This is a genomic window from Paenalcaligenes suwonensis, assembly GCF_011290505.1.
Lineage (GTDB): Bacteria > Pseudomonadota > Gammaproteobacteria > Burkholderiales > Burkholderiaceae_B > Paenalcaligenes > Paenalcaligenes suwonensis.
The window spans coordinates 114,980-127,082 of sequence record NZ_JAANPV010000006.1; the positions used below are offsets into that span (position 1 = coordinate 114,980).

General features: G+C 50.6%; 11 protein-coding genes and 1 tRNA gene. 5 read left to right on the forward strand and 7 right to left on the reverse strand.

Annotation, left to right across the window (positions count from 1 at the left end):
* Positions 1 to 37: 37 nt before the first annotated feature.
* The 5 genes from GY634_RS10610 to GY634_RS10630 are packed head-to-tail and all read right to left on the reverse strand — an operon-like array spanning position 38 to position 7,037.
* Positions 38 to 1,711, reverse strand: coding sequence for an ABC transporter ATP-binding protein (locus GY634_RS10610; protein WP_166408511.1), 1,674 nt, complete (start codon positions 1,709 to 1,711; stop codon positions 38 to 40).
* A complete protein-coding gene (locus tag GY634_RS10615; protein WP_166408512.1) occupies positions 1,708 to 3,207 on the reverse strand; it encodes an ABC transporter permease in 1,500 nt (499 codons plus the stop codon). The genes GY634_RS10610 and GY634_RS10615 overlap by 4 nt, the downstream gene beginning before the upstream one ends.
* Positions 3,208 to 3,241: 34 nt before the next feature.
* Positions 3,242 to 4,219, reverse strand: coding sequence for an ABC transporter permease (locus GY634_RS10620; RefSeq protein WP_166408513.1), 978 nt, complete (start codon positions 4,217 to 4,219; stop codon positions 3,242 to 3,244).
* A complete protein-coding gene (locus tag GY634_RS10625; RefSeq protein ID WP_166408514.1) occupies positions 4,216 to 6,420 on the reverse strand; it encodes an ABC transporter substrate-binding protein in 2,205 nt (734 codons plus the stop codon). Before GY634_RS10625 ends, GY634_RS10620 begins: the two co-directional genes overlap by 4 nt.
* Complete coding sequence (locus GY634_RS10630) at positions 6,420 to 7,037, reverse strand: thermonuclease family protein (RefSeq protein ID WP_166408515.1); 618 nt, start codon at positions 7,035 to 7,037, stop codon at positions 6,420 to 6,422. The genes GY634_RS10625 and GY634_RS10630 overlap by 1 nt, the downstream gene beginning before the upstream one ends.
* A 158-nt stretch (positions 7,038 to 7,195) precedes the next feature.
* Here GY634_RS10630 and GY634_RS10635 point away from each other — a divergent pair, with 158 nt between their 5' ends.
* The 4 genes from GY634_RS10635 to GY634_RS10650 are packed head-to-tail and all read left to right on the forward strand — an operon-like array spanning position 7,196 to position 9,659.
* Positions 7,196 to 7,573, forward strand: coding sequence for a DUF423 domain-containing protein (locus GY634_RS10635; protein WP_166408516.1), 378 nt, complete (start codon positions 7,196 to 7,198; stop codon positions 7,571 to 7,573).
* A gap of 22 nt (positions 7,574 to 7,595) precedes the next feature.
* Positions 7,596 to 8,633 carry an adenosine deaminase gene (locus tag GY634_RS10640; protein WP_166408517.1) on the forward strand — a complete coding sequence of 346 codons (1,038 nt, stop codon included), beginning with the start codon at positions 7,596 to 7,598 and terminating at the stop codon, positions 8,631 to 8,633.
* A 2-nt stretch (positions 8,634 to 8,635) separates the two neighbouring features.
* A complete protein-coding gene (locus GY634_RS10645) occupies positions 8,636 to 9,223 on the forward strand; it encodes a DNA-3-methyladenine glycosylase (RefSeq protein ID WP_166408518.1) in 588 nt (195 codons plus the stop codon).
* Between the two features lie 19 nt (positions 9,224 to 9,242).
* Entirely contained in the window at positions 9,243 to 9,659 is a 417-nt protein-coding gene (locus tag GY634_RS10650; RefSeq protein WP_166408519.1) for a PaaI family thioesterase, read from the forward strand.
* Between the two features lie 352 nt (positions 9,660 to 10,011).
* Here the strand turns inward: GY634_RS10650 and GY634_RS10655 are convergent, their stop codons facing one another.
* The gene (locus GY634_RS10655; protein WP_166408520.1) at positions 10,012 to 11,175 is read right to left on the reverse strand and encodes an alpha-hydroxy acid oxidase; all 1,164 of its coding nucleotides are present in this window, start codon (positions 11,173 to 11,175) and stop codon (positions 10,012 to 10,014) included.
* A 268-nt stretch (positions 11,176 to 11,443) separates the two neighbouring features.
* Between GY634_RS10655 and GY634_RS10660 the strand changes: the two genes are divergently transcribed.
* Positions 11,444 to 11,520, forward strand: a tRNA-Arg gene (locus GY634_RS10660).
* Between the two features lie 89 nt (positions 11,521 to 11,609).
* Here GY634_RS10660 and GY634_RS10665 read toward each other — a convergent pair.
* On the reverse strand, positions 11,610 to 12,080 hold the full coding sequence (locus tag GY634_RS10665) for a hypothetical protein (RefSeq protein WP_166408521.1): 471 nt from the start codon (positions 12,078 to 12,080) through the stop codon (positions 11,610 to 11,612).
* Between the last annotated feature and the right edge of the window lie 23 nt (positions 12,081 to 12,103).

Genomic DNA, 12,103 nt, shown 5'->3' on the forward strand with positions numbered 1-12,103 from the left:
ATCTATTATAGACGCTATCACCCAGCCCTTATCCTCCTTACAAACGAGGCACTGAGGCCAGCAATTGCCGTGTAGATTCGTGCTGTGGGTGTAACAACACTTGCTCAGCACTGCCATATTCGGCAATACGCCCGTTATCCATGACTGCCACTGAGTCAGCCAAGTACTCCACCACCCCAAAGTTATGGGTGATAAACAAGTACGCCATACCACTATCTTGCTGCAGTTGGCGCAGCAGGTTCAATATTTGCGCCTGTACCGACACATCCAATGCAGAGGTAGGCTCATCACACAACAACACCTTAGGTTCTACCGCCAACGCCCTAGCAATGGCCACGCGCTGGCGCTGCCCACCCGAAAACTCGTGTGGATAACGCTCTGCACTATTAGCCGGTAAGCCTGTCTGATCCAACAGCATAGTAATGCGCCTCTGACGTTGTGCTTTACTGGTATGCGGATGCAATGCACGTATGCCTTCATCAAGAATATCACCCACCAACATACGTGGGTTTAGCGAGGCAAAAGGGTCTTGGAACACAATTTGTATTTGGCTGCGCAACGCCTTTAACTGCTGGCGTTGTGCGGTGAGCAAGTTCTGCCCTCCTAACAAGGCTTCGCCGTGCACATCGGCTTGCCCATCCAGTAATCGCAACAGCGCTTTCGCCAACGTGGTTTTGCCGCAGCCCGACGCCCCCAGCAACGCCAACGTTTCCCCCTGATGCAAGCATAGATCCACATCCATCACCACAGGGATACTACGGCGCTTACGCAACCACCCACTGCCAGCCCTATAGGCAACGTTCACCTTTTTCAGCTCTAACACCGGCGTGCGATCAGCCACATCGGGCACGGATGATGCACTTGCTGGCTGTGGTGCCCCCTGCCCTAAAAATTGCCCTCGTTTCTCGTAGGTAGGAATGGCCGCCAGAAGCTCTTGCGCATAAGGATGATCTGGGTGAGCAAAAAACTGCTCTGCCGGTGAAATTTCTACAATACTGCCTGCTTTCATTAAGGCTACCGTGTGTGCAATACGTTTCACCACCGCCAGATCATGGGTAATCAACAAAATACCTAACCCCATTTCTTGCTGTATTTCTGCCAACAGATCCAAAATTTGTGCTTGTACGGTGACATCTAACGCCGTAGTAGGCTCGTCAGCAATTAACAGTTTAGGCTCTGCTGCCAACGCCATCGCAATCATAATGCGTTGACGTTGCCCACCCGAGAACTGGAAGGGGTACTCATGTAAGCGTTCGCGCGCCTGAGGAATACCTACACGCTCCAACCACCAAATGACTTTTTCCCACACAGCATCACCACGCAACGTACTGTGCAACCGTATGGTTTCGGCGATTTGCTCACCAATGCTCATGATGGGGTTTAAGCAGGTAGAGGGCTCTTGGAAAATCATCCCTGCCCTACCACCGCGCAGTTGCTGCATGCGCTGCTCAGGCACATCAAAAACGGCCTCGCCACCCAAACCCACTTCGCCGGAACTAATCCATGCTGCGTCAGGTAGCAGGCGCACGATAGCTTGAGCCGTTAAGCTTTTACCAGAGCCAGACTCCCCCACCAACGCAAAGGTGCGACCTTGTTGCACCACAAACTCAACCTCGCGCACCACTTCCTTGGCTTGCTCGTCGCTGACCACACTCACGCTTAATTGCGACACATCCAGCAAAACAGGATCATGTTGAACAGTTTGGCTCATTGTGCGGACTCCTTCACAGCACTGGCTTTGCGTCTAAAGCGTTGCAAACTTTGTAGTCGTGGTACGTGCAAGCGTCTGGTTCTAGGATCAAACGCACGTTGCACCGCATCGGAGAAAATATTGGCCGACAACACTAATGCCAACAAGAACACAAAGGCGGCGAGCAAATTCCACCAAATCATGGGGTCCCTAGACATTTCCACCCTAGAGGCATCAATCATGGTGCCAAACGACGGCATGCTAGGGTCTACGCCTATGCCTAAGTACGACAGTACAGCCTCGTACAACACCAAGCCCGAGAACTCTAACACCATGGTGATAAGCACAATATGCATAAGGTTAGGCAAAATGTGCTTCACCATAATGCGCACATGGCTAACACCAAAGGCTCTGGCTGCCTGCACATACTCCATCTCGCGCAGTTTTAAGGTTTCTGCGCGCAATAATCGGCATAAGCCAGCCCAGCCCGTAAAGCCCAAGATCAGGCACAGTAAGAACAACCGCAAATCAGCCCGTGCGGCAATGGTGTCGAACAATTCTGGATGCGACTCTATATACACCTGCATCATCAGCACACACGCCGCAATAAGCAGCACCCCAGGCACGGAGGTCAGGGTGGTGTAGAGATACTGAATCAGGTCATCCACCCAGCCTTTAAAGTACCCTGCTGCAATGCCAAAAAACAAAGCTGGGGGCAACATAGCACACGTAGTCAGCGTACCTATCACCAAGGCCGTACGCACGCTTTTTAACGCTAACGCAATCACGTCATTGCCTGACCTATCGGTGCCCAGTACATAATAATTACCCGCGAGCATGATCAGAGCCAACACCATGATCACCAAGATAGACAAGGCTATCCATGCAGCACGCCATGCCACGCGCTCACTACGGTTACGCCACCACATGCTACGTGCTGCCCACCACCCCGCTGCCTGCTGGCGGCGACGCTGAATATTCCACGCCAATGTATTCACCACGCTCCACGACAGCACCAACCATAGCAACGCATACCCACCCGCCATTTTTAAGCGCTGACGTACATCTTCATTACGCTCTTCCAACGTGCCAATACCCACGGCGGCTTGCTCTAAAGCGGGATAGTCACGTACCGCTAGCCCATCTACGATTTGCGACTCTTTAAAAAACAACGTGAGCGAAAAAGGAGCTGAATAGGTGCGTTCTACTTTGCTCAAGCCCGTAGCATCCAACACATCATCTAAGACAGACCTAGCTATAGGCGCATAGCGTTGCGGTGTATCCGGAGCACTATTTAACGCGGGCAAGGCTTGTCGATAATGAATGGAATCCAACATGCCAATGGTCACAAAGCTTAGCAACACCACAGCCGCCGCCGCGGCCGATGGTGTACGCCATACACTCGCCCAAGCCGCACGCAACGCTGTAGTACGACGCACATGCCACGTATACCCTAGCGCTGCCAGCAACGCTAACCAAAGAAAAATATCTGTCCAGAGCAAAGCAAGTTTAGGCATGATCGTGACCCAGTGCAGTATGGCTGCTCAACATTTATTCAAACCGGACACGAGGGTCCACCACGGTGTAAGAGATATCCGCCAAAATCAGCCCGACAATGTACAAAGCCGAACCTAAGAACACCATAGCTCGCACAATAGAGAGATCTTGCGCGTTAATTGCATCAATGGTGTAGCTACCTAAACCGGGAATGCCGAAGAAAGACTCAGCAATTAGACTACCCATAAACAAGAGCGGTATAGCCGATACCGTACCCGTCAAAATAGGTAGCATGGCATTGCGCAGTAGGTGCTTAAACAATACCGCTTGCTCGGACAAACCTTTAGCTCGTGCGGTACGTATGTAATCTTTATAGGCTTCTTCTAAGAACAGACTGCGATAAAAACGCGATTCTGCGCCTAACCTAGAAATGATGCCCACCAACACGGGAAGTATCAAAAACTTGATGTTTTGCATGCCATCTAACCAACCAGAATACGGCACCCAACGCAGCACCTTCGCAAACATCCACTGCCCTGCGATGATGTAAAACAGCCCCGAAATAGACAACAACACTACACACACCACTACCCCAGTAAAGTCCACTGCTGTTGCTCTAAAAAACACCAACAACAAGGCAAACATAATAGATGCCCACAACCCAAGGATAAAGGTAGGTATAGCCAACGCTAAGCTCGGCCCCATGCGCTGTTTGATTTCACGCGTGATGTCTGCACCGTTGTCGGAGAAACCAAAATCAAACCGCAGCAACGGTACCGAGCGTTCGTAAAAGATCGTTTTAGTCAGCGCTTCGCTACCCGTGGCCTGATCGTTATAAAACAAAGGTTTGTCGTACCCATGCACTTGCTTCCACTGTTCTACCGCTTCGGCACTCACACGCTGCCCACCAATGGCTAAGCGCGCCATATCATCTGGTGTATTCACGGCAAAAAACAGCACAAAGGTAAGTAGATTCACCCCAAATAAGATCAACACGCCATATAACAAGCGTCGTAGTACATAGCGAATCATGGCTGATCCCCCTTGGAGTGATGCGGCACAGCGCGCACCGTTTGTTGTTCACGCTTTTTCACCTGACGCCACAAATAGGCCGCTACGCCCCCTGCCAACAACAGGGCTAACCATAACGGCCACCAGTAAGGCTGATTCCAACGCTGCTGAAACACGACACGTCGCTCGGGATCAAGGCGCAAATACTGCAAGGTGTTGCGCACCATTTGCGAGGGTTTAAGGTTATGCACCCACGCATGGGCTGCGCCACCCGACTTCGGAAAATAGCCAAACATCCATACTGCGTCTTCTTGCAAAATGGCCACCATCTTGCGGATCACCGCCTCTTTTTCTGGGCCATCATCCAAATAACGCATGGTTTTAAAGAGCTTGTCGTACTCTGGGTTTTCGTAATTCGCTGCATTTTCCCCGCCATGAGCCACTTTGGCTTGCGGTCCATATAACTGGAACAGGAAGTTTTCAGCGTCAGGGTAATCGGCAATCCACCCCCACAAGAATAACTGTGCCGAACCCTTGCTCATTTTTTCTTGGAATCGGTTGTAGTCGCTGGCGCGTACCTCAAACTGCACACCTATGGCTTGTAGCTGCCTGCGCATCCAATCTAATGAAGCACTCGCCCCCATGCCCGTCATAGAGTCGTAATACAGGATTAGCGGTGCGCCCGTTTCGCTATTACGACCATCGGGGTACCCGGCTTTGGCGAGCAAAGCCCGCGCCTCGTCCAGCGAACGGCGGCGTATTTGGCCTTGCTCTTTTTGGTACACCGTAGGGTTCATGCCTTCAGGTAAGGGCTCGTAGCCCACCACTCCAGGAGGCAATGGGCTATGAGCCACTTCGGCTTGGTCATTTTGAAAAATGCTAACGAACTCTTCCCAATCAAAAGCAATACTGATGGCTTGTCGTAGATAGCGATTACGCTCAGCTTGCTCTGGTGTGTCGCCTTTACCCACAATAGGGTCTAACCAGTTAAACCCCATATAAAACAAACTGGCCTCGGTATCACTACTTAACTGCAACGCCCGCTCCTGATACAGCAAGGCTTTATCGGGTGAGTCTTCGGCTGCCACCAACATAGCTACCCCGTATTCCCCTCGTTCTAGTTGGGGAATATCGTAATAGCCTTGTAAGAATTTACCCATCAGCGGCACGCTTTCTTTTTCGATACTGAAGATCGCTTTATCGATAAACGGCATAGGCTTGCCACAATCGGCCAACAAGCCAGCAGCTTTATCTGCCGCACTGCCTTCGCATGGGTAAGGCTCGCCACGGAAATTAGGGTTACGGCTAAGCTCGTGACGTCGGTTAGGAATGTATTCCGTCAACATATAGGGGCCAGTACCCACTGGCCAACGCGCAAAAGACAAACCATGTTCGGCCATGCCCGGCTGGTGATAAAACCTATCTGCCTCCCACGCAACCGGCGCCACAAAGGTCATGCCCAACCAGTATTTGAACTGTGGGTACTTGCCTAACACCCGTATGCGCAAGGTATGTTCATCTAAGGCCTGTACACCCGGTAAATCATAATCACGCAAATCCAGCCATTGGTCAGCAGGCAGATTTTGATTCACCGTTTTGAGTTGCTCACCATAGTCACGCATCCCTTCTACGTGTGCAGCCATGGTAGAAAAAATCGGTGACACCACACGTGGGCTCGCCAATCGCTTAAACGCATACACCACATCGTCGGCCACCAAGGGGCGCGTACCACTTTGCGAGAAATCAGGAATAGCGTACTTGCCTTCTAGCTCGGCTTGCGTAATAGGCCAATACCGATAACCACCAGATTCTGTCCGCGCAAAAGCGGGGTGTGGCTGATACAAAATATCGGATCGCAAGGTGATGTCATACACACTAATAGCGACCTGCTCACCGTCGGCATCCGCCGGTAAACGCTCCCCTTGCGCATCCAGATAATAGGGTTCCACTACCTCTACCGCTGCCCTAGGGATGAGCTTATAAGGGCGCTCAAGATAGTGATAGCCGTATAACGGCTCGTACACCGAATAGGTGATAGGCGTTTCGTCACCAGAATAACTGGTAGCAGAATCTAAAGTACGAGGCGAACGCTGTGTAAACGCGGTATAAAACACGTTTTCGGCCACTTGCTCTGACGGGTAGGGGTTATTCACCACCTCGTCGCCGCAGCCCACTAGCCCTCCCACCAGCCCTACTACGACACCCAGCCAGAGTTTTCGCATTAGTCACACTTCCTCTGTTGCCAGCACTGATAGCGCCATACCCAAGGTTCTACGGGTGCGGACGCTTGCCATATGCCTAGTTTATTTTGTCGTGCTTGCTCTTCTAAGACCGGCATCTGCTGATCACGCAAGAAGCGGCCCCGTTTTTCTTGATTCGCCCACGCAAAACCTGCTGCCACCAACTGACGGTTTAGACTCGTGGCTTGCCCCGGTAAATTGACATCGCAAATTTTCCGGCCATAGTTATCTTCTTCATAACAGCTTAACTGCACGTTTTTGCCCCCTACCCGCTGATAGAGAAAATCTCTGGATGCTTGGGCATAGGGTTGACCCGGTTGTTCATTATTTTTATGGGTCTCGGGCGCATCAATACTCGCCAGCCTAATACGATACTGTTCTTTCCCTACTTGCACCGTTAAGGTATCGCCATCCGCCACCCGCACCACTCGCCCTTCTAGGCTTTGCGTTTGGCCTGTGGGGACGGCGGTGGGCGTAGGCTCAGGCCCTACCGATGAGTCAGGTAGCCACTGCTCCCACAACCATGACAGCACAATAAGCGCTACAACCAGTGCTGCACTTAACCCCGTTTTTTTAGCTTTAGTTCTTCGCTGTTTCATCTGACCCATCACGTTGATTTCAGTTCCGGTAGTGCTTGATGATTATAAGTTCAACCACCCCTAAGTCCAGCCCTGTTCCCTGCTTTTTTCACCTGACAGAAAAGCCGTAATACCTGTTAAAGTAAGGCCTCATGTTGGCTTTCAATAGATGACCCCCTATGCAATCTAGAACTCTTTGCGGCGCAGGCGCCCTTTTACTGACTATTGGTGTAGCCGCTGGCGCATTTGGCGCACACGCGCTGAAATCCATACACGTAGACCTGCTTGCCGTGTGGCATACCGCTGTACTCTATCAACTGATTCACGGTTTAGGCTTAATCGCATTGGCCGCTGCCCAGCCCTTCCTGCAACCCCGCACTGCTGCCTTGGCAGGCCCTATCTTACTGGCTGGCTCGGTACTATTTAGCTTTAGTCTATATGCATTGGTGATGTTCCAAATTCCCTTTTTGGCCTATTTAACCCCTATAGGTGGTCTGCTGATGGTCGCAGGCTGGGCACTAGTGGTAGTCGCTGCCTGGACTCGCCCTCGTTCCTAATCTGTCTTACAGGAGATTTTTTATGTTTCAACCAGCTACGGCCCTGCAAACTTTTTTACGCGGTTTGCCCAAAGCAGAGTTACACCTACATATTGAAGGCACTCTGGAGCCCGAACTGATTTTCGAACTGGCTGAACGTAACCAAATCCCGCTGGACTACCCCTCGGTTGAAGCGCTACGCGCCGCCTACCAATTCCAAAACCTACAATCGTTTTTGGATTTGTATTATGCCGGCGCTAGCGTACTGATTCATGAGGCCGATTTTTACGCCATGACCATGGCGTATTTTGAGCGTATCCATGCCAACGGTGTGACCCACACCGAGATCATGTTTGACCCCCAAACGCACACTGCCCGTGGCATTGCCATAGAAACGGTGTTTGCAGGCATTGCTTCCGCCTGTAGAGACGCACAGGAAAAATACGGCATCAGCAGCTATTTGATCCTCAGTTTCTTGCGCCATCTTAGCGAAGATGATGCCTTCAAAACACTGGATGCTGCTCTGCCTTTGCGCGAGCAATACAGCGACCTGTGGATAGCCATTGGTTTGGACTCAGCCGAGCAAGGCAACCCACCCGAAAAATTTGCAAAGGTATACCAGCGCTGCAAAGAACTGGGCTTTAGACTCGTCGCCCATGCTGGTGAAGAAGGCCCAGCCGATTACATTGTGACAGCGCTAGATCTACTTAAGGTAGAACGTATAGACCATGGTGTACGCAGCGAGGACGATCCCGCACTGATGCAGCGCCTGATCAACGAGCAAATTGCGTTAACGGTTTGCCCCTTGTCTAACCTAAAGCTACAAGTGTTTGATGCCATGCATGAACACAACCTAGCCTCGCTGCTGCGCCAAGGCGTAAAAATCACCATTAACTCAGACGACCCGTCGTATTTTGGTGGCTACTTACTAGACAACTACCTGGCCTGTGCACACGCACTAGACCTGCATCGCGACGAGCTCGTCGCCATTGCCATCAATGGCTTTACCGCCTCGTTCCTACCTGAAGAGAAAAAACGTGAATGGGTAGCCCACATTCAACGTTATGCTGCAGAACATTAAGCATGCCTATTCGCCAGTCAGCCCTACCACGCGACTTTTACCTACAAGACACCATCAGCGTGGCCCAGCAACTGCTTGGTCACTACTTGGTATTTGAGCACGAAGGACAAACGCGTTATGGACGCATTGTAGAAACCGAAGCCTACTTAGGTGCTCATGATTTGGCCGCACATAGCTGCCGTGGCGTAACGCCTAGAACCCAGATCATGTTTGGCCCCGGCGGTTTTGCCTATGTGTACCTTATTTATGGCATGCACCATTGCTTTAATATAGTCACGGGCCCTGAAGGCCAAGGCAGTGCCGTACTACTGCGTGCCTTAGAACCTTTAGGCGACTTAGGCACCAATACCGCCGGCCCTGGTAGACTCTGCAAAGCCATGGGTATCACGCGTGAACACAACGGCTACGATATGTGTGATTCGGCTCTGTATGTATGCCATCCTGACGGCCCCTTACTACGTCCCGACGAACGTATGGTTTCCGCACCCCGTATAGGAGTGGACTATGCCGGAGAATGGGCACTAAAACCGTTGCGATTTTTGCTAGATGGTAATCGCTATATCTCTAAACCCGCCCCTAAAACTGTTTGACCTGCACTGACTACCGCCTATGACCTCCACATCCCCCATAGACCCTTTGTTGCAGATTGCCCTAGCCCCTTGGGTACAACTAGAACAGCTGCAACAACTAGAGCGCTCACCCCAACACATACACTTAGCGTTAAGCCTTGCCCCTTTGCTGCTGCAACACCCCGAACACTATGCTCATAGCCTTCACGCTTTAGCGGGCAGTGCCATGAGCTGTTTAGTAGAAGGTGCGCTGCAACCAGGCTTTACCCAACGCAATGTGGCTCTACATGCGAGTTTGATTCACCCCGAGCCCAGTCAACGTGTAGTGCTACACGCTCGCTTATCCCGACAAGGACGTAGCGTGTCGTTTGCCGAGGCTAGCCTTTATAACGAAGACAATATAGTGATTGCACACTATCAAGGCACTTACGCGTTACTGAACGCTGCACAGGCCTAAATAACCTCTTACCATACAAAAGTTAGCGATAAATACAGTCGTTATCCAGAATCAGTAGTGAGGGTAAAAAGCCCACCGATCAATCACTGTCTGCTGTAGCCTAAGGCTGCGAAAGTATTTTTTTATTTGAGACACCAAATAAAAAAATACTTCCATCCGCCTTTCCTTCATTGCATGCATAGGATTTAAGGCAGGTGATTTTTGTAGGTATGCACACTTCTGTATAGAAAGGGCTGTAAACCCAGCAATAGCGAAATACTCCGGGGAAGCGGAGGAAAACTTTTTTGATTTGGTGTCTCAAATCACAAAAAGTTGTTCCGCAGTCCCCCAGCGCATGCAATGAATCTGAACCTTAACGATCAAATCGCGAAGGGTCTAACAAGATACGTCGGTCCACATCCTGTATATCGCGCACCCCACATAACCCCATAGAAACACTTAGCTCATTCGCTAAAATCTCTAAGGCTCGCGTAACACCGGCTTGGCCTGCTGCCCCCAACGCATAGAGAAACGCTCTACCAATCATGGTGGCATTAGCACCCAGTGCCACAGAGCGTAAGACATCCTGCCCTGAACGTACCCCGCTATCCAACCAAATCTCGGTTTGATTACCCACAGCATCCACAATAGATGGCAAACATGCGATGGTAGACGGTGCGCCATCCAATTGGCGGCCGCCGTGGTTAGACACCACAATGGCATCTGCCCCTGCATCAACCGCATGACGTGCATCTTCGGCTTCCATAATGCCTTTAAGCACTAACTTGCCACCCCAGCACTTTTTAATCCACTCTACGTCATCCCAACACAAGGTGGGATCGAACTGCTGCTGTGTCCACGACGCCAACGTGCCCAAGTCATCCACACCAGCCGCATGACCAATAATATTGCCAAAGGTGCGACGCTTGGTTTTTAGCATGCCTTGGCACCAACGCAAGCGCGTTGCCAAATTCAGCATGTTCATCAAGGTAGGACGTGGCGGAACAGATAAACCGTTACGGATGTCTTTATGACGTTGGCCCAATACCTGTAAATCTAAGGTCAGTACCAAGGCAGAGCAATTAGCCGCTTTGGCACGGTTAATTAATGCTTCGATAAATTGTCTATCGCGCATCACATACAGTTGGAACCAAAATGGTGCTTGCGTATGCTCGGCTACATCCTCTAATGAGCAAATACTCATTGTGGATAAGGTAAAAGGCACACCAAAATCACGCGCCGCACGAGCCGCTAAGATTTCACCGTCTGCATGCTGCATGCCTGTCAGGCCGGTAGGAGCCAGCGCCACAGGTATACTCACAGGCTGCCCCAACATAGTGGTCGCTAAACTGCGCCCTTCTATATTGACCGCCACGCGCTGCTTGAACTTCAACTGCTGCATGTCGGACTCGTTATCCCTGTAGGTGGACTCTGTCCATGAACCCGAATCTACATAGTCATAAAACATTTTGGGCACGCGGCGACGCGCCAACTGCTGAAAATCAGAAATACACGTAATCTTGGACAGATTATCCACTTCGGCTCTCCAAAGGGCTCATAAATAAAGCAATACTACACACCAACCACCACGCCAGTGTGCGAAAACATCAAGCGTAACGCTTGTACGCGCTACTAGGCCAGTGCAATCACTAGAATTTTGCCTAGCGGCACTCAAAATGCCGCACTTTTCGCCCTTCAAACAGCTCAAGAACTGACCAAAACAGAAAATTTCTCTATAAATTGGCTTTGCATATCAAAAAACGTTGACACATTAAGAAATACAGTGCTATAGTTTCTTTCTCACAGCGGCTGTAGCTCAGTTGGATAGAGTACTTGGCTACGAACCAAGGGGTCGTGAGTTCGAATCTTGCCAGCCGCGCCATATTTAGTAAAAAAGCCATTTCTTCGGAAATGGCTTTTTTATTTTCTGCTTGTATAGAGATCACCTGCTAGGGTGACTCTATACAGCAGCTATCGCTCAGATAGTTCTACACCACAACCATCCCCAAAACCATCGTGCACCCATACCATCACAGGTACGGGGTAACTCCATCCTCCTGCCTTCCACCAGCATTCTGCAAACCACGCTTTAGTCGTGTTGGCAGCAATACTTAGACCATCAAAATCTTCGTCTACGAAGTAATCTTCATGAAACGCGTCCATCTTATCTAAGCCCATAGAAAGCTCCATCGCTCTGCCTGGGAAAATCGTAGGATCGCTGTTATCTACTTTGTTATTTTCACCGCTGTAGTAAATCCACGCTGACGGGATTTCTAGGCCATCTTCGCCAAAGAAAATTTGCACTTCAGCGCTACGAACAGTATCAGGCACGGGTTGCGTAAACAGCTCGCGAAACTTGTTAATCACGTGCGTAGAGGCTTTGTCTAGGCAACGTCTATAACGCGCTTGAAACTGTGCGGCACTTAACCCAAATGGAACCATGCGTAGAAACTCCCTGTGCAAAA